Annotated in this window: 20 protein-coding genes; 3 read left to right on the forward strand and 17 right to left on the reverse strand. The window is 41.4% G+C overall.

What is annotated here, in order from left to right:
* Window positions 1-2: 2 nt before the first annotated feature.
* The 10 genes from larC to CRO04_RS04055 all read right to left on the reverse strand — a co-directional run bounded on the left by larC (window position 3) and on the right by CRO04_RS04055 (window position 6,234).
* Window positions 3-1,307, reverse strand: a complete 1,305-nt coding sequence (larC, locus tag CRO04_RS04020; RefSeq protein ID WP_097002939.1) for a nickel pincer cofactor biosynthesis protein LarC — start codon at window positions 1,305-1,307, stop codon at window positions 3-5.
* Window positions 1,308-2,051: a nickel pincer cofactor biosynthesis protein LarB gene (gene larB, locus CRO04_RS04025; RefSeq protein WP_097002940.1), complete on the reverse strand. Its 744-nt coding sequence runs from the start codon at window positions 2,049-2,051 to the stop codon at window positions 1,308-1,310.
* A gap of 36 nt (window positions 2,052-2,087) precedes the next feature.
* Window positions 2,088-2,606, reverse strand: coding sequence for a GNAT family N-acetyltransferase (locus CRO04_RS04030; RefSeq protein ID WP_097002941.1), 519 nt, complete (start codon window positions 2,604-2,606; stop codon window positions 2,088-2,090).
* Window positions 2,607-2,620: 14 nt separating this feature from the next.
* Window positions 2,621-2,797, reverse strand: a complete 177-nt coding sequence (locus tag CRO04_RS26100; RefSeq protein ID WP_166432453.1) for a hypothetical protein — start codon at window positions 2,795-2,797, stop codon at window positions 2,621-2,623.
* Between the two features lie 10 nt (window positions 2,798-2,807).
* On the reverse strand, window positions 2,808-3,476 hold the full coding sequence (locus CRO04_RS04035) for an exonuclease domain-containing protein (protein ID WP_097002942.1): 669 nt from the start codon (window positions 3,474-3,476) through the stop codon (window positions 2,808-2,810).
* Window positions 3,477-3,638: 162 nt separating this feature from the next.
* A complete protein-coding gene (locus CRO04_RS27250; protein ID WP_334293611.1) occupies window positions 3,639-4,007 on the reverse strand; it encodes a carbohydrate ABC transporter permease in 369 nt (122 codons plus the stop codon).
* Window positions 3,911-4,480 (reverse strand): hypothetical protein, encoded by a 570-nt coding sequence (locus CRO04_RS04040; protein WP_330400773.1) that lies wholly within the window; start codon window positions 4,478-4,480, stop codon window positions 3,911-3,913. The genes CRO04_RS27250 and CRO04_RS04040 overlap by 97 nt, the downstream gene beginning before the upstream one ends.
* A gap of 1 nt (window position 4,481) precedes the next feature.
* A complete protein-coding gene (locus CRO04_RS04045; protein WP_097002943.1) occupies window positions 4,482-5,366 on the reverse strand; it encodes a carbohydrate ABC transporter permease in 885 nt (294 codons plus the stop codon).
* 72 nt (window positions 5,367-5,438) lie between these two features.
* The gene (locus CRO04_RS04050; RefSeq protein ID WP_141400939.1) at window positions 5,439-5,951 is read right to left on the reverse strand and encodes an extracellular solute-binding protein; all 513 of its coding nucleotides are present in this window, start codon (window positions 5,949-5,951) and stop codon (window positions 5,439-5,441) included.
* A gap of 52 nt (window positions 5,952-6,003) precedes the next feature.
* Entirely contained in the window at window positions 6,004-6,234 is a 231-nt protein-coding gene (locus CRO04_RS04055) for a LacI family DNA-binding transcriptional regulator (protein WP_242974327.1), read from the reverse strand.
* Between the two features lie 187 nt (window positions 6,235-6,421).
* On the opposite strand from CRO04_RS04055, the gene CRO04_RS04060 reads away from it, so the two are divergent.
* Window positions 6,422-7,078 (forward strand): DUF6709 family protein, encoded by a 657-nt coding sequence (locus CRO04_RS04060; protein ID WP_097002944.1) that lies wholly within the window; start codon window positions 6,422-6,424, stop codon window positions 7,076-7,078.
* A gap of 212 nt (window positions 7,079-7,290) precedes the next feature.
* Here the strand turns inward: CRO04_RS04060 and CRO04_RS04065 are convergent, their stop codons facing one another.
* On the reverse strand, window positions 7,291-7,710 hold the full coding sequence (locus CRO04_RS04065; protein WP_097002945.1) for a LytTR family DNA-binding domain-containing protein: 420 nt from the start codon (window positions 7,708-7,710) through the stop codon (window positions 7,291-7,293).
* Window positions 7,711-7,859: 149 nt separating this feature from the next.
* On the opposite strand from CRO04_RS04065, the gene CRO04_RS04070 reads away from it, so the two are divergent.
* Complete coding sequence (locus tag CRO04_RS04070; protein ID WP_097002946.1) at window positions 7,860-8,066, forward strand: hypothetical protein; 207 nt, start codon at window positions 7,860-7,862, stop codon at window positions 8,064-8,066.
* Between the two features lie 53 nt (window positions 8,067-8,119).
* Here CRO04_RS04070 and CRO04_RS04075 read toward each other — a convergent pair whose 3' ends face one another.
* The 6 genes from CRO04_RS04075 to CRO04_RS04100 form a co-directional block, all read right to left on the reverse strand.
* Window positions 8,120-9,187, reverse strand: coding sequence for a TRAP transporter substrate-binding protein (locus CRO04_RS04075; protein WP_097002947.1), 1,068 nt, complete (start codon window positions 9,185-9,187; stop codon window positions 8,120-8,122).
* A 19-nt stretch (window positions 9,188-9,206) separates the two neighbouring features.
* Window positions 9,207-10,010, reverse strand: a complete 804-nt coding sequence (locus tag CRO04_RS04080) for a response regulator transcription factor (RefSeq protein ID WP_097002948.1) — start codon at window positions 10,008-10,010, stop codon at window positions 9,207-9,209.
* 13 nt (window positions 10,011-10,023) lie between these two features.
* The gene (locus CRO04_RS04085; protein ID WP_242974328.1) at window positions 10,024-11,535 is read right to left on the reverse strand and encodes a sensor histidine kinase; all 1,512 of its coding nucleotides are present in this window, start codon (window positions 11,533-11,535) and stop codon (window positions 10,024-10,026) included.
* 193 nt (window positions 11,536-11,728) lie between these two features.
* A complete protein-coding gene (locus tag CRO04_RS04090; RefSeq protein ID WP_097002949.1) occupies window positions 11,729-13,783 on the reverse strand; it encodes a methyl-accepting chemotaxis protein in 2,055 nt (684 codons plus the stop codon).
* Window positions 13,784-14,011: 228 nt separating this feature from the next.
* Window positions 14,012-14,347 (reverse strand): branched-chain amino acid transporter permease, encoded by a 336-nt coding sequence (locus CRO04_RS04095; protein ID WP_097002950.1) that lies wholly within the window; start codon window positions 14,345-14,347, stop codon window positions 14,012-14,014.
* Window positions 14,344-15,054 carry an AzlC family ABC transporter permease gene (locus CRO04_RS04100; protein ID WP_097002951.1) on the reverse strand — a complete coding sequence of 237 codons (711 nt, stop codon included), beginning with the start codon at window positions 15,052-15,054 and terminating at the stop codon, window positions 14,344-14,346. The genes CRO04_RS04095 and CRO04_RS04100 overlap by 4 nt, the downstream gene beginning before the upstream one ends.
* Window positions 15,055-15,150: 96 nt before the next feature.
* On the opposite strand from CRO04_RS04100, the gene CRO04_RS04105 reads away from it, so the two are divergent.
* Window positions 15,151-16,062 carry a radical SAM protein gene (locus tag CRO04_RS04105; protein WP_097002952.1) on the forward strand — a complete coding sequence of 304 codons (912 nt, stop codon included), beginning with the start codon at window positions 15,151-15,153 and terminating at the stop codon, window positions 16,060-16,062.
* The last annotated feature ends 516 nt before the right edge of the window (window positions 16,063-16,578 follow it).

Genomic DNA, 16,578 nt, shown 5'->3' on the forward strand with positions numbered 1-16,578 from the left:
TCTTATCCCTCCTTTTGAAGAATACGGTAAACAGTCTGGTAATCCAGTCCGCTCTTTTTAGAGAGGTTTTTCACGCTTTCATATTCTGGATAGCTGAATTCCCTGTCTTTATATTGACAGACTTTCACCTCTGCTTCTCCCCACTGAGTCATAACCGTTCTTTTTTCACGAGGTAGAACCGTTCTCTCAGCGCGATATCTTCTGATGCCTATGGTCGTCGTCTGAATAAACAGGATTTCTTCCACGGTATCTATCTGGCTTTTTTTGCAGATAACCGAAAGCATATAGGCCGGCCGGTTCTTTTTCATATAAATGGGAGTATACCACACATCTGCAGCGCCTGCATCAAGCAGAGACTCCATAGCAAACCCAAGCGCTTCACCGGTGCTGTCATCAATATTGGATTCCAGAACCCACATCTCATCTCCTGCTGATGCTTCTTCTTCAGAAAGTATCATGGCACGCAGGACATTGGCCTGTTTAAATTCCTTTTTCCCTGCTCCCATGCCAGTCTTTAAAATCCGGCAGGATGACGGAAGTTCATCATTTGTCTTTAATGCCGCAGCAATCGCCGCTCCAGTGGGAGTAACCATCTCTCCTTCATTGTCCGTCATTCGCAGTTTTAAACCGTGTGCAGATGCGATATTGACTGTAGCGGGAACAGGAACAGGAATGACTCCATGCTGACACCGGATGCTTCCGGATCCCTCTGCCAGAGGGGAGACTATAATTTTATCCACTCCCAGATTATCTACGCAGACAGCTGTGCTGATAATATCAATAATCGAGTCAATCGCTCCAACCTCATGGAAATGTACCTCTTCCAAAGGAATACCATGTGCTTTTGCCTCCGCCTCTGCTACAATATCGAACATCTGTCTTGCCATCGATTTAACCCGTTCACCGGCATCCAGCCGGTCTATAATCTCATAGATGTCTGCAATATTTCGATGTTCGTGACTATGCTCATGATCGTGACTGTGCTTATGTTCGTGACTATGCTCATGTTCGTGAATGTGCTCATGTTCGTGACTGTGCTCATGTTCGTGAATGTGCTCATGTTCATGGCTGTGCTCATGTTCATGGCTGTGCTCATGCACCGCCTCTGTTTCCAGATGAACATCAAAATCATAAGCATCCAGTCCGCACTTTTTAGTTCTGCCAAAATGAAGATGGTATCCGCTTAACCTAAGACTCTCCAGCGTCTTTACCAGGACCTCTTTATCAGCTCCCAGGTCCAGAAGAGCTCCCACCGTCATATCACCGCTGATTCCTGAATTACATTCCAAATATAATATTTTTTTCATTTATCTTACCGCCAGTCGATTAATCTGAGTTGCAATGTATCCCGCTCCATAACCATTATCAATATTTACTACAGAAATACCATTAGCACAGGAATTGAGCATGGTTAATAATGCTGACAAACCGTGAAAGCTGGCTCCATATCCTATGGATGTAGGCACCGCAATCACCGGACAGTCCGCCATTCCTGCAATTACCGTTCCAAGTGCACCTTCCATTCCTGCTACTGCTATAATGCAGCTGGCCTGTCCAATCCGTTCCCGGTTAGATATCAGACGGTGAATACCTGCCACACCAACATCATAAATCCGGTCCACAAACGAGCCGAAGTACTCTGCAGTCTGGGCTGCTTCTTCCGCAACGGGTATGTCTGCAGTTCCTCCCGTGCAGACTGCGACACATCCCTTCCTTATCTTATCCTTTTTCTCCACCTTCAGAATCCTTGAAATGGGATCATAGGTAACTTCCGGTACAACAGCCTTTACCAGTTCAAACTGCTCTTTCGTAGCCCTGGTTCCAAATACCTCCCCATCCCGCAGAAAAAATTTTCTATATATTTCCACCAGATATTCATCTGGTTTTCCCTGGCAGAAAACAGTTTCCCCAAAGCCCGAGCGAAGTGCCCGGTGATGATCCAGTTTGGCATATCCTAAATCTTCATAAGGAAGGTCCTTTAAAATCTTTTGTGCCTCATCTACCCCCATCTCACCGGTTTTAACCAGGTTAAGCATTTCTTTTATGTCCATCCCTCTCACCTTTCCTCTGCTGCACCCAATAAACGCTTAAAACAGCTTTTTTAGTAGTATATCCCGTATATAGCCCCCGTATTTTTCCTTTGTTAAAACCACTTCATATCCCTGTCTGATTATATTGTTTTTGCTGTAGTAATTGTCCGGATGTACTGTACACATCAGATATCTGTAGCCCATTTTTCGTAAATCAGCTTCTCCCCGCTGCATCAGGGCATACTGCAGCCCATTTCCTCTGTATGCAGGAAGAATTGCAACCGATTCCATATGCGCCACTTTTTCCAACTCTGCTCCGGAAAGTTGGATATCCCTGCCTAAATTCTCTTCCTTCATTCCAGGAAAAGAGACAATGAAAATTCCAGCAGCCGTTTTATGATCCATTTCTATTGCTTTATAGCCCAGACCATGATTTGCGCATAAAATACGGGTTGTATATTCTATGTCATCCGCCACAAACCACTGCTTATCATCGATATCGTTCCAGACTCTTTCAATGATATCTGCCATAACAGCAGCATCCGTTTCATTTGCCCGCTCAATCTTGAATTCCATTCGTTCCCTTTCTGTCAGGGAAGATGTACGAAAGGAGCACCCATCCCCACCCTGACAATTTTGACCCTCCCAAGAGGAATTTCCATAGCGCCATATCCCTGTATGTAACTGTAAATTCCAGCACAAAGCAAGATCAAAATAATACAAAGCGCGATCAGCATGACCTTATTATACGTTTTTTTATCATCCATACTGCTCCTCCTACCCATTCTTTGTAAACCGGCACCGGGGATAATTGGTGCAGCCGTAAAATACACCAAACCGGCCATTCCGTTTCTTTAATAACCCACCGCACTGGGGACATGTATAAACCTCTTCCGTTCCAGTCAGCTTTCCCATCTGTTCATAACACTGCTGATTCATCCTGCAGTCATTAAGTGCCCGGTGGGCTCCCTCCGTTGAAATGTTAAAATGTGCAGAGATATCTGTAAGCCGGTGCCGGTACAACTGCGGAAGGCGTTCTCTTGCCATAAATAAGGTATCTATATAATCATTTGGTAATGAAACTCCCATCAGTTCCCCAGCTGTCCGGTATAAAAAAAGAAGATCAAACGACTGAATATTATGTCCCACCAGAACTTCTTTGCCGATAAAGGAAAGAAAATCAGGAAGAACCTCAGAAAGAAACGGCGCCTCTTTCACCATCTCATCCGTAATTCCGTTAATTTTTGTTGCTCCTGCCGGAATATGTGTGCCTGGATTAATTAACTGGTTAAACTCTTCTGTAATTACATGATGTTTCACTTTCACTGCAGATATCTCTATGATGGAGTCTTCCTGAGTATCCACTCCCGTTGTCTCCAAATCAAATACTACGTAATCTTCTATGTATTGGTTCAAACGTCTGCCTGTCAGCTCTGTTGCAGCCATAGTTTCCTCCATTTCTGTATGTTACAGGACTTTAATCCTTATATCCTTATATCCTTTGTATCATTTCTATTATATCGTCTTACGTTACGTTCATCAAGTCAAAAAAACAGCACTCCTGTTAAAAGGAATGCTGATCCGTTACATTTGTTATGAAATTAATTGTCATCCCTTTACAGCTCCAGCCATCATTCCCTGAATAAAATATTTCTGAAATGCGACAAAAAGCAGAAAAATCGGAATAACAGAAAAAACTGAGCCTACGATAAGAAGGCTGTAATTATCCCCATAAGGATTAATCAGTGTATTCAGACCCAAAGTAAGAGGATACTTCTGTGAAGACCTGATTACAAGAAGCGGCCACAAATAGTTGTTCCAGGCGTTCATTCCGTTTAATATGGCCATAGCTGAAAAGGCCGGTTTCATCAGCGGGATAATTAATCTGTAAAAAATTCCATACTCCGTGGCTCCGTCAATTCTACCTGCTTCTTTAAAGAGCCAGGGATACTGAGCAGATACTGTCGAAAAAAAAATATGGTTGAAGCATGAGCCAGGAACGGAAGGACGATGGCAGCATAATTGTCCATCAGCTTCCATGAGGATATCTGCTTATACAAAGGCAGCATAACCACTTCCAGAGGGATAGATAAGATTAAAAGCACCAGGATGAACAGGAACTTTTTCCCCTTAAAATCATAGGCAGCAAAGCCATACCCTACAAAAGAGCTGATCAGCAGGGTTCCGGATACTGTGAGTACCGTTAAAATAATGCTGTTAAAAAACCACCGCCAGTATTCATGCTGACCAAAAAACAAAAGAGTATAGTTATTAAGATTCATACCCGAAAGGTGAATCTCTAAATTCAGGCCATATTGAAGAAGATCTTCTCCAGGTTTAAAGCTGGCTATAAAAAGAACCCAGACCGGAAGAAAAATCCCTGCAGCAAGAAGGGTGAAAAACAGATAAAAAACAAATGTAACAGTGCGGTTTGTCGTATTTTTTTTCATATCAGTCCCTCCCCTCTTCAAATGTACCGGTTACCTTAAGCTGGATTAAATTAACCGCCATAACCACAAGAAGGAGAATAAAGCCTACCGCACACGCATATCCCAAGGCCCGTTTTTCCACTCCTTGTCTGTAAAGATACCCTACGATAGTCAGCCCAATGTTATTAGGTGAATTATTTCCTTTAAACAGCATATTACTCTCCAGAAACATGGAAAGACCGGCATAAATGCTGATTGTCAGCACATAGACCGTTGTGGGTTTCACAAGAGGAACTGAAATTTTAATAAACTGCTGCCAGCCGGAAGCACCATCAATGGAAGCGGCCTCATATAAATCAGAGGGTATGCTCTGCAAACCTGCCAGAAAATAAAGAATATTTACTCCGGTCCATCTCCAGCATGCCAGCAAAAGCAGAGCAAAGAAGCTGGTTCCTGCACCCTTGAGCCATTTTACCGGGCTCAATCCGAAAAATCCCAATACCTGGTTAAAAAGAGAGGTTGTGGATTCTCCAAACATCAGCCGGAAAATGGTACCTGCAACCACTACAGAGGTAAGTGCCGGTATAAAATATACTGATTTGAAAAATTCAGTTTTCTTTATCCATCTGCTGTTTAGCATGGCTGCAAAAAGCATGGGGAATGGAATCAGCAAAATCAGGGTCCCTGTCATGTATTTAAAACTGTTCCATATTGCTTTTCTGAAAATCTTATCTGTCACTAGTCTGGAATAATTATCAAACCCCACCCATTTGTTTTTTAATACATCCTCAAAGCTCAAAATCAACCCGTTGCAGACAGGAAGCATCCAGAAAATCAGCACTGTAATTACAAAAGGGCAGATGAACACATAAGGAGCTATTTTTTTTGAATAGAAGAATTTCTTCATTTTGTCCCCCTTCCGGTCATGTCACTGATACAGCGGCCGCAGGGCTGTCATTCCCTGCGGCATTGCTTTTCTTTATTTTTTAAATTCATTGTTTAAGGTTTCCTGGGAAGACTCAAGAACTTGTTTCACATCCATACCATCTTCAAAAATACTGTTCAGGGTAACCGTACATAATTCATTGTTGATGGAAGGATATTTTTCATCAGTATAAGCCCTTAAAAGTCCAATGCTGTCCTTTTTCTCTAACAGAGTATCAAAAGGATAATTGGTAAAATACTGGATAAATTTGTTATCCGGATTCTGGGTCAGAGACTTATCTGTCCATACAGCGGTATTAACGGGATCAAATCCAAGTACATTCCATACCTCACGGTTGGATTCTTCGGAAAGCTTGATGTAAGCCATAACCTCTGCAGCCAGCTGGGCATTCTTACCAGATTTAACGATCGCTGTGCCGGTTCCGCCTCCGCCAATCGTTGCTGTTTCTTTATCATCTGTATTCCATACAGGTACAGGTGCAATGGCAACCTGCTTATTTAAATCCTTCATGTAATTTATAAATCGCGACGTCTGCCAGAATGGCATGATCTGTACTGCATATTCTCCGGAATTATAAGAGGGATAAGCTTCCTCATTATCAGGCTGTCCGCCAGGAACCGGTCATATCTTCTGCGATTACACCGATGCTTCTGGTTTTCTGCATCTTCAAATTTTTTGCTACAATATTAGGCGTATAATTTAACTGTTCTGCCATTTCCAATACCAGCTTCCTGGTTTTTTCACTTGCGCCAGGTTTGTTATTTAATATATTGGAAACGGTAGCCACTGATACACCGCAGCACTTTGCAAGCTCCTTAATTGTTGCCATTATTTCCTCCAGTGATCTTTTGTATTATTAACTCAAATTTTTATTTATTTGTCAACCTATAAATGTTAAACGTTTTACAAAACCGTTTTTTCTACAATTTGGTTTCATTCATTCTTAGATATTGACATTTTTTGTATTTTTGTTACCATATTTTAGTATAGACTTAGGAGAAGGAGTTTATAAAACGATGAAAAAATTAATATATTCCTTAAGCAGCAGAGTACTAGTGTTTTTTGCAGCAGGTATGATTCTCATATTGTTCTCTTTCTCTGGTTTTATCACATCTTTTCTCCCTCCTGTCACCTTCGAAGATCTTTTAGAAGGGAAAGAAATTAAAACCGGGAGCCACATAAAAGGGGATGTGATCTATGCGCTTGACTATTTTGCATCCGATAATACTTACGAGAAAAACAGCGAAGGATTCATCATTCCCAGGAAAAATTCAGGAAATTATTATATCATTCCATTCAACAGCGGATATCTGGGGTTGAAAACTGACAGAAGCCACATTATGGCATTTGACAAGCTGACAGAGGAAACTTATTCATTTCTCAAAGGTGGTCCAAAGCCAAATTTAAAAATATTTATTGACGGTGAAATCATCCCTATGGATCGGAATCTTATTCCCTATTTTCATAGCTATTTATCTGAGGCAGGATATAGTGAAGAGGAGATAAACGCAATGGGGTCTCCTTTTCTAATACGTCCCAGAGCCTTTTTCATTAGCCGTATTTTATTCACATCAGGCATTATACTTCTTTTATTCTCAGCCGTAATCTTCAGGAAGATTTACAGACGTTTCTGCATATTAGAAGAATTTTCCAAAGATATGCCGGTAGTATGAATAAAAAGAAGATGCAGACAACGGAATCGGCTGAATTTCCGCTGCCTGCATAAAGACTTTCGTAAGATAGGTTTTAATTTAGATAAGAACTGCCGAGGAAGAATCCACAAATAAATTTGTATCACTTCTGTTACATTAACAATAGCATCTGCAGCCAGCCCTGACAATGGGGTGTGCGTCTTTTTCCATTTTCATTGCGTTTTTCGTTCTATTTACACCAGCCGGTTATAAAATTCCAAAAATAGCCTGTATTCTTTTTGAAACATCTTCTTTCTGTTATGGCTGACATACAGAATATCTCCATTGATTATTTCCACCTTTTCATCATTTACAGATCTGACATGATGCATATTTATGATATTATGACGGCTGATCCGGACAAACCACTCTTTTGGAAGTTTTCTTTCTTCTTCATTCAATCTCGCTTTTATTCGTATTCTTCCTTCTTTTAATACGAGACTTGCTTTCCTGTCATAGGATTCCAGATAATAAATCTCCCTGATCGTAAGAGCAAAAAATTTTCCATTAAAAATAGCAGAATATTTCATCTTTTCCAGATTCACCATACTCCTGATTTTCGGATATAATACGATCAAATCCGTCTTATCATCAATCAAAAAGGCTATACTCATAATTTTCCCCCCTGTAAATCTGCTTATGACAAATTGCCATTAATATATTTATAACTCAAAAGGGAACTGAAAGAAACCATGAATATTTCCAACAGAATTCTCCACACTAAAACAATGAGATTCCTAACTGCACTGAAAGGAGATAAAATATGAAATCTGAAAAAAATGAAAAAACCACAAAGTCTTCCGACCGTATCACTGCAAAAAATAATTATGATATTGATATTCAAGCCTGTTCCTCTACCGATTTAACCGGACTGATTCCTGCAGAACCGGTATCAGAAGAAGAACTGGAATCTTATCAGGATCTCTACCCTTATCTGCCAAAAGCAAAGGTAAAAGATAAAAAACAGTAATCTCACAGAAAAACCCAGACAGTTCCAAAAGATATCTGTCTGGGTTTTCCTTTTTATCTGCCTGTTTCAATAATGGCATCCACAATATCCATATAATCACTGCAGTATCGCTGATACATCGGCTTTACCGCATCCTGAAATTTCTGTTTCTCTTCCGGCGATAACTCTATTATCTGACAACCCTCTGACCGGACCTTTTTCTCTGATTCCTTCTCCCGTTCAGACCACAGCCTTCTTTCATATTCCGCTGACTCCAATGCACATTCCTTGATGATCTTCCGGTCAAATTCAGACAGCTTGTCCCAGGTCGGCTGAGAACAGAGCTGCATTTCCGGTACGCGGTTATGTTCGTCAAGCGTGTAATATTTTGCCACCTCATAGTGACTGGTAGATTCATAGGAAGGCCAGTTATTCTCTGCGCCGTCAATAGTGCCTGTCTGCAGCGCAGAATATACTTCTGCATAAGGCATGGGTGCAGGACTTGCACCCAGAGCTTCCACCATTCCAATCATCATTTCCGACTCCTGAACGCGGATCTTAAGCCCCCTTATGTCCTCCAGCTTTCTGATTGGACGTACCGAACTGTAAAAATTTCTGGCGCCTGCATCATACCAGGACAGAGGAACCAGATCAGAGCCTTCAAAGGAATTCATGAAGTCCTTTCCAATCGTCCCATCAAGCACCTGCCACATATGGTCTGCATCCCGGTAAAGATAGGGCAGCTGAAGTACATTCAGTTTCGGAACAAACTCGGACAGAGGGGAGAGAGAGATCCGCATAAAATCAATTCCCCCAAACTGCAGCTGCTCACATACAGACTTCTCATCCCCCAATATTCCACCTGCCTGGACATTAATTAAGATCCTTCCATTGGTTTTCTGACTGATCAGTTCCGCAAATTTATAAGCCCCCTGGGTGGTAGGATAATCTTCCGCCTGATTTTCTGCATAGGTAAATACAAATTCCGGGCTTTCCCACATCCCTTTTCCTGCTCCCTCCACCGCTGCTGTCCTGTCACTGGATGAACTTCCATTCTCAGCAGTCTGGTCTGGTTTTTTACAGCCGGAAAGAACTACCGCCATACCAGCAGCAAGCAACAAACCTAGTAGTTCTCTTCTCATATAGCCCCTTCCTCCTAACTTATTTCCTGTTAAAAATGCTCATACGGTATTCCGTGGGACTGATACCTGTTACCCGTTTAAATACCTTGGCAAAATAATTGGAATCATTATAACCTACAGCCTCTCCCACATCCTTTATATTCACCATAGGTTCTTTTAAAAGCTTTTTCGCAGCTTCCACTCTGCATTCTGTTAAGTATGTTGTAAAATTTTTATCAAAACACTGTTTAAATAATTTACAAAAATAGGCCTCTGAATAATTCATTACTCTGGCAACCTCCTGCATGGACAGCTCCCTGACATAATTCTCTTCCATGTAGGTTCGTATGGCTTCTGCTACCTTATGGAGTCTCACCTGTCCATCGCCTGTATTCAACTCAGCAGCAGGTTTAAAAAGAACGGGTTCTGCCGTCTCCGTCACTTCCTCTTCCTTCTCTTCCAGCTCTGCCTTATCAGCAAGACGCATTGCCTCATCCAGAACACTGATCAGTTCCTCTTTCTTACAGGGTTTTAACAGATAGTCAAGAACCCGGATTCCAATGGCTTTCTTTGCATAAGAGAAATCATCAAAAGCGGTCAGGAAAATGATACTGCACTGTTTTTTCCGGCGCCGCATCTCCTGTGCCGCTTCAATGCCGTTAATTCCCGGCATCTCTATATCAAGCACCGCAATCTGTATATCGTGTTCATCAAACAGTTCCAATGCCTCCCGGCCATTTTCCGCCTGCCAGATGTCACACTGGTCACCCAGTTCCTTTGTCAGTGTTTTATACAGTACTTTTCTTTCTATTAATTCATCATCTGCAATCAATACCCGATACATATAAGCTCCCTCTTTACAGTCTGACCGGTATGGTAAGAAGGACTGCTGTTCCATGCCCCAGTCTGCTGTATATTTGAAAATCACCATCATCGTACATACGATGAATTCTCTGGTAGATATTACCTGCTCCGATTCCTACCCTGGAAGTGGAATGAACAGCCAGTGCCTCTCTCAGTTCTTTTAAGCTCTCCTCACTCATACCTACCCCGGTATCTGCAACCGATATTATCAATTTCTGGTCCTTTTCCCATATCCTTATGCGTATGCTTCCCCCAACTTCCTTCTTTGAAATGCCGTGTACTACCGCATTCTCTACCAAAGGCTGAAGCGTAAAGGTAGGTACCATAATCCTGCTGCTGTCTGCCAGACACTGAATATCATAATGCAGTCTGCTGCCAAACCGCATCTGCTGCAGATACATATAATCACTCACGACCTGAAGCTCTTTCTTTAACAGCACCTCCGATTCAGGAGTCTTTAAGTTGTACCGGAACAAATTGCCAAGACACTCAATCATACGTTCAGTTGTACCTGCATCCTCCAGCTTCGCCATACAGGAAATCATATTCAAGGTGTTAAACAAAAAATGAGGATTAATCTGGTTTTTTAACAGCTCCAGCTTAGTGGCATCAAGCCTTTTTTCTATCTCCATTTTTTCTATCTCCTCTTTATGCAGGAGATCCGCCATTTCATTTTTCTCTTTCAGAGTGGTAATATACTGACTGGTGGCATGTTTCATCATATTGAACGCTCGGACGAGTTCTCCGATCTCATCCTGGTTGTCCACTATCACATCCTCATTGCTGAAATCATTCCCTGCTATTTTCCTTGATATACACGCCAGGCGAACCACAGGAACCACCATGTCACGGTGCATCATGCGGCTGACGTAATAGGTAGCGCTGATACTCAATACAGCCAGAATCAGGATTATTACCGGAAAACGGTACAAAATCGGAACCTTGGCATGATAAGCGTCTGTTCCTTCCCTTAACGTGCTCTGAACCAGACGCTTTCCGTAGTCCGACAGATAATCCTGCATCCGGTAAATCCGATACAGTTCATTGATATACTGGGTAATGGAAAATCCGTTTTCATCTTTACCCACAAGAAATAAATCCCGCCACTTGCTGTAGTTCTCATAACCATTCCGTATTGACCAGGTTATGGAATACCGCTCTTTTCCCACCCTGTCATAGTCAAAAGGCAGCTCAGATACACTTCGTTTCGTCCTGTTGCATGCAGATTCATACAAGGTCCTGCTCTCGTCGGAACGGTCTCTCACATAATTTTTAAACGCGGTGGCTTCCTCCTCCATAGCTGCCTGATAATCATGGCACATGGAATTATCCTCCAGAATCTGATTGAATCCATTTAACGCAAAATCCAGTATTACAATATTAAATATAATGGAAAGTGCCACGATCAGAATGACCATGGCTGCGATTGTCTTAATCTTCTGCTTTAACGTAAAAGAAAGCCACTTCTCATGCAGCCTTTTTGTCCCCCATAGTCCCACGTTCACCGCATTCCCCTCTCTTATTATACTTCCAAGCAATCCTGGGAAGTAACCAGCTTTTTTTATTATAGCAGATTTTATATATTTATGCACCTGTAGATTATCATCTTATCGGAACCCTGTTCAAAGTAAAAGAGACTGTCGTACTAATTACTTAGCATGACAGCCCCCTATTTATTGTTTGAAATTCTGTTACTTTTTAGTGAAGGCGGAACTTACTCATTAATTCCCGTAAATTCTCTGCCTGGCCAGAAAGTTCTTCACTGGCTGCAGCACTTTCCTCTGCTGTGGCAGAGTTGCTTTGAACTACGGAAGAGATCTGCTCGATTCCCACGGTTACCTGTGTCACCTTATCACTCTGCTTTTGCAGCTCATCAGCAGACTTTTCAATGGCAGTAACCATACTTCTTGTCTCCATAAGAATACCATTTAATGATTCTCCTGTGGAAGAAGCCACTCCGGTACCCTTCTCGACTGCTGAAATGGTATCAGCAACCAGGCTTGAAGTATCTTTTGCAGCATTAGCACTCTTGCCTGCCAGGTTACGCACCTCATCGGCTACCACTGCAAAACCTTTTCCTGCTTCTCCTGCCCTTGCTGCCTCAACTGCTGCATTCAGTGCAAGAATATTGGTCTGGAAGGCAATATCTTCTATCAGTTTATTAACCTTCTCAATCTCTTTGGATTTCTGACTGATCTGACCCATGGACTGCATCATAACCTGCATCTGTGCATTGCCGTCTTCCATGGCCTTACCAACCCTGCCGGCCTGAGTATTAATTCCTTCTACTGTCTTAGCTGTACTTAAAAGACTATTTGAAATTTCATTAACAGATGAGGATAATTCCTCAACAGAAGCAGCCTGTTCCACTGCACCCTGGCTTAAATTCTGCGCTCCCTGGGATACCTGGGCACTGCCCTTTGCAACCTCATCTGCAGATATATTAATTGTCTCCATGGTTTTTGAAAGCATGTCTTCTGCCTTACGTATTGCATCCTGAATCACAACATAATCGCCGTTGAAATCCATAGATTCAGTGGGACTGAAATCACCGGATGCAATCTTGTCCATAGATGCTGCAATGGTGTTGTTATACTTTCTGACGCTGGTTACATAATTGCCGATTTCCTCTGCCAGCTGACCAATCTCATCTTTTCGTTTGACAACCGGTACATCACTGGTTAAATCACCGTTTGACAGAAGCTTCATTCTGTCTGCAATTGCAGAAACCGGACCAGCAATGGACCCGGCAAACCAAAATGCCAGGAAGCAGCCTACAGCGATGGATATTATAAGAAGAATTACCATAAAAAATATTACTGTATAAATTGATTTAGTGGTCTCATTAATAGGAGCAACCACTCCAAGTGACCAGCCGTCACTGCCGTTTACCGGACTATAATAGCAGTATCTGCTTACACCCTTATATTCATATTTATCAACATCTGTTCCGCCGGAGATGATTTTCTTAAACATCTTTCCAATGGAAGAATAAGAAGCATCACTCTTTGCCTTCTCGATCATGTTATTTCGCTGCTGTACAAGATCTGCATTATTACCGGCGATTACAGTACCGGTACTGTCTAAAAGAAATGCATTGCCGGTCTTTCCAATTGAGAAATCTTTAATCAGATTGCTTAAAACAGCACCGTCATAGGTTCCAACCAGTATTCCAAAATCATAAGGTGTTGCCACTCTGATTACCAGTTCATTATTGCTGTTGTATTCTGTCGTTGAAATAGTGGTCTGTCCGTTTAATGCTTTTGTTATGTAATCCACACCTGCAAAACTGTCACCGATGTGTTCTCCGCTGGCGGTACGCGTAACAACGCCTTCCTTACTGATTACTGCCAGGTCCTTATAACCATAGAGAGTACACTGATTGTTTAAGTATTCTGTTACTACCCTGGAATTAATTGACTTCAAGCTTCCCCCCTGGGCACTTGCCTCAATACTTACTTTCATCTGGTCTATGTTCTGCACTACTAAATTGTTTACCAGCTTTCCGGTAGATTCCAGATCACTTTTTACGACATCTGTAATACCGATAAAACTTACTGAAATACTGACAATCATATTGGTCACAGATAACCCAAGAATGATTGCTATAATAAACATCAGCATCTTCATCTTCAGCGATTTCACGGACAACTTTGCCTTAATTGATGCTCCCACATTCTTTGTCTTTCCCTGACCAGTCCTTTTTGTCTTTTGGGTTTTCCGATTCCACTTCTTATCCCCCGGTGTCTTCATAGTCTTATGCTCCTTGTCTCATCAATGGTAATATAAACCATGACATTTTGTAAATGGTTTATTATATTATACGATATTTTGTAACTATTTGTCAATGTATGCATAAATTAACATTTGATTTTTAATTATCTTTATATTGACATATGTCTATATTCTTACAAAAAAAAATATCCTTCTCCTTTTTTCACGAAAGGATAAGAATATCTCTTTACAATTTAAGTTCCATAACTAACAAAAAAGAGTCTGAATCAATACCATGTAAAACACTGTCCCCGCTCCAATACTAAGCAGTGAATTTCCCTTCCATACGTGCAATAATGCAATGACACCAATGGAAAGAAGCTCCGGCAGGCCATAAGGACGGGCTATAAATGAAATCCCTCTCAAACAGTAAACCACCAGCAGGCCTATAGCTGCATATGGCAGAGTATTGCTCAGATAAGTAACATATTTTGGCGTCTTTTTCCCTGACGGAAAAAAAAGAAAAGGCAGAAACCGGGTGAATAATGTGGCAACAATCATAGCCAGAGTGATCAAAACGTAATTTATGTAATTTTGTTTCAAATCGGAACCTCCTTATCTTTTGTTTTCTGATAGCCGATTGTAATAACAGATAGAATCATAACCATGGCAGGTATAATAAAAACATCCTTACCAAAAATCAAAACACATACAACAGAAGAAAAAACACCAGTCAATGCCGCCCTTCGGTTCTTTCGGGCTTTCCACTGATCAATAAAAATCACCGTAAAAAGAGCAGTCAGTGCGAAATCCATTCCGGCAGTATCAAACCGGAGCATGGATCCTGCAGCTGCACCCAAAAGAGTCCCTGCAACCCAGTAGAGCTGGTCCAGTAAAGAAATAAAAAAATAAACCCAGTCTTCCGGAAGATGATCTGGAACCTCTTCATTGCAAAGAACCGAGAATGTCTCATCTGTTAAAGAAAATATCAGATAAGGTTTGAACCTCCCGGCTCCTTTTAACCGATCCAGCATGGATAATCCGTAAAACAAATGCCTTGCATTGAGCATTACAGACATGAATAACGCGTACCATGGATTAACCGCAGCAGTAAAAAATGAAATTCCAAGATACTGCAGGCTCCCCGCATATACGAAAATGCTCCATAAGAGCGCCCACATGATGCCAAAGCCATTCACTCTCATTAAGATTCCAAATGCTGCGCCTAGAACCAGATACCCGGCCATTACCGGCACTGTTTTCGGAAAGGCATATTGTAATGCCTCCATACGTTTATATTGTTTTTTCATTATCACATTCCTGCCATTTTTATTTGCCTTTTTCCAGCATATTTTTTATTATATTAAAGTACTAAAATCTATTTGTCAATAACAGGAGTAACTCTTATGAAATATGATTATCTATATGACCAATGCAGTCTCTGCCCCAGAAACTGTAAAGTTGACCGTCATAAGACTGTTGGATACTGTGGCTGTACCGATTCAGTCAAAGCTGCCCGGGCTGCCCTCCATCACTGGGAGGAACCCTGCATCAGCGGAAGCCGCGGAAGCGGAACCGTCTTTTTTTCCGGTTGTACCCTGCGCTGCTGTTTTTGCCAGAACCATTCCATCAGTCAGGAGAATACAGGCAGAGAGCTTAGCCCCAGTCAGCTGTCCCGCATATTTTTAAGGCTGCAGGATGAAGGAGCACATAACATTAATCTGGTAACTGCCACACAGTATGTTCCATCTGTAATCAAGGCCCTGGATATGGCAAAACCAAAGCTTGACATCCCTGTGGTCTATAACTGCGGCGGGTACGAATCCTTAGAAACGATCAAGGCCCTTTACGGATATGTGGATATCTGGCTTCCTGATCTGAAATACAAAAGCAGTGCGCTTTCAGCACGTTACAGCAGCGCACCAGATTATTTTGAACATGCCTCAGAAGCCATAAAACAGATGATTTCTCAAACCGGAGCTCCCAGTTTTGATTCTGACGGAAAATTAATGATAAAAGGTGTCATAATCCGTCATATGGTTCTGCCCGGAGCAAAGGAGGATTCCATGGCTCTTCTTGACTGGATGAAAAAGGAGCTGCCTGAAGGAATGTTTTATATCAGTCTGTTAAGCCAGTATACTCCTTTTTACAAAAGTTCTCTGTATCCGGAGATTAACAGAAGAATTACAACCTATGAATACAATAAGGTCCTGGACAAAGCAATTGAACTAGATCTTTTACAGGGATTTATGCAGGAAAAAAGCAGTGCAAGAGAAGAATATACACCTCCCTTTGATTTGGAAGGACTTGATGACTGATTCACAAATAGATAGGGATATCGATTGACTAATGCTCATCGATATCCCTATCTATTTATCTCGTCCATTGGAATTGATACCTCTTTTCCGTCATGTTTCCTTACAAGTAACTTATGTACCAACATGATCTATATAAATTTTTTTACGCTCTCCGTTGCTGCAAACCAGCTTCTATAATATATCTTTTATTTATTCATCTGAAGACGAATTACTCTATTCGTATCCACTGGTTATTCACATCGGTAGATTGTGGGGGCCTTTGTTTCATTTTTTCAAATGAAACGAGTCTGCTCTTTCTGGTGGACCGTACCTCCTTTCGTTTATTTTTCCTCTTCTTTGTAACTCTGGTTTCCCTTTGTTATGTCATTATTATAGCGTAACGCCCCTTATTTGTCAATATATTTTATTTATTTTTATAATTAAATTGATAATTGTCGAATTGTATGATTTTATTTAGATTTAATATATATTATTGCATTTGAAAACAGAATATATTTTTAACTCGATTAAAACAAT

The sequence above is a fragment of the Lacrimispora amygdalina genome (assembly GCF_900205965.1).
In the GTDB taxonomy this organism is placed as follows: domain Bacteria; phylum Bacillota; class Clostridia; order Lachnospirales; family Lachnospiraceae; genus Lacrimispora; species Lacrimispora amygdalina_A.

What these genes read in the sequence shown, in the direction of transcription:
- larC (WP_097002939.1), bottom strand. Translation starts at nt 1,307, where the DNA reads ATGAAAAAAATATTATATTTGGAATGTAATTCAGGAATCAGCGGTGAT.
- larB (WP_097002940.1), bottom strand. Translation starts at nt 2,051, where the DNA reads ATGGACATAAAAGAAATGCTTAACCTGGTTAAAACCGGTGAGATGGGG.
- CRO04_RS04030 (WP_097002941.1), bottom strand. Translation starts at nt 2,606, where the DNA reads ATGGAATTCAAGATTGAGCGGGCAAATGAAACGGATGCTGCTGTTATG.
- CRO04_RS26100 (WP_166432453.1), bottom strand. Translation starts at nt 2,797, where the DNA reads ATGGATGATAAAAAAACGTATAATAAGGTCATGCTGATCGCGCTTTGT.
- CRO04_RS04035 (WP_097002942.1), bottom strand. Translation starts at nt 3,476, where the DNA reads ATGGCTGCAACAGAGCTGACAGGCAGACGTTTGAACCAATACATAGAA.
- CRO04_RS04040 (WP_330400773.1), bottom strand. Translation starts at nt 4,480, where the DNA reads ATGAAAAAAAATACGACAAACCGCACTGTTACATTTGTTTTTTATCTG.
- CRO04_RS04045 (WP_097002943.1), bottom strand. Translation starts at nt 5,366, where the DNA reads ATGAAGAAATTCTTCTATTCAAAAAAAATAGCTCCTTATGTGTTCATC.
- CRO04_RS04050 (WP_141400939.1), bottom strand. Translation starts at nt 5,951, where the DNA reads ATGCCATTCTGGCAGACGTCGCGATTTATAAATTACATGAAGGATTTA.
- CRO04_RS04055 (WP_242974327.1), bottom strand. Translation starts at nt 6,234, where the DNA reads ATGGCAACAATTAAGGAGCTTGCAAAGTGCTGCGGTGTATCAGTGGCT.
- CRO04_RS04060 (WP_097002944.1), top strand. Translation starts at nt 6,422, where the DNA reads ATGAAAAAATTAATATATTCCTTAAGCAGCAGAGTACTAGTGTTTTTT.
- CRO04_RS04065 (WP_097002945.1), bottom strand. Translation starts at nt 7,710, where the DNA reads ATGAGTATAGCCTTTTTGATTGATGATAAGACGGATTTGATCGTATTA.
- CRO04_RS04070 (WP_097002946.1), top strand. Translation starts at nt 7,860, where the DNA reads ATGAAATCTGAAAAAAATGAAAAAACCACAAAGTCTTCCGACCGTATC.
- CRO04_RS04075 (WP_097002947.1), bottom strand. Translation starts at nt 9,187, where the DNA reads ATGAGAAGAGAACTACTAGGTTTGTTGCTTGCTGCTGGTATGGCGGTA.
- CRO04_RS04080 (WP_097002948.1), bottom strand. Translation starts at nt 10,010, where the DNA reads ATGTATCGGGTATTGATTGCAGATGATGAATTAATAGAAAGAAAAGTA.
- CRO04_RS04090 (WP_097002949.1), bottom strand. Translation starts at nt 13,783, where the DNA reads ATGAAGACACCGGGGGATAAGAAGTGGAATCGGAAAACCCAAAAGACA.
- CRO04_RS04100 (WP_097002951.1), bottom strand. Translation starts at nt 15,054, where the DNA reads ATGAAAAAACAATATAAACGTATGGAGGCATTACAATATGCCTTTCCG.
- CRO04_RS04105 (WP_097002952.1), top strand. Translation starts at nt 15,151, where the DNA reads ATGAAATATGATTATCTATATGACCAATGCAGTCTCTGCCCCAGAAAC.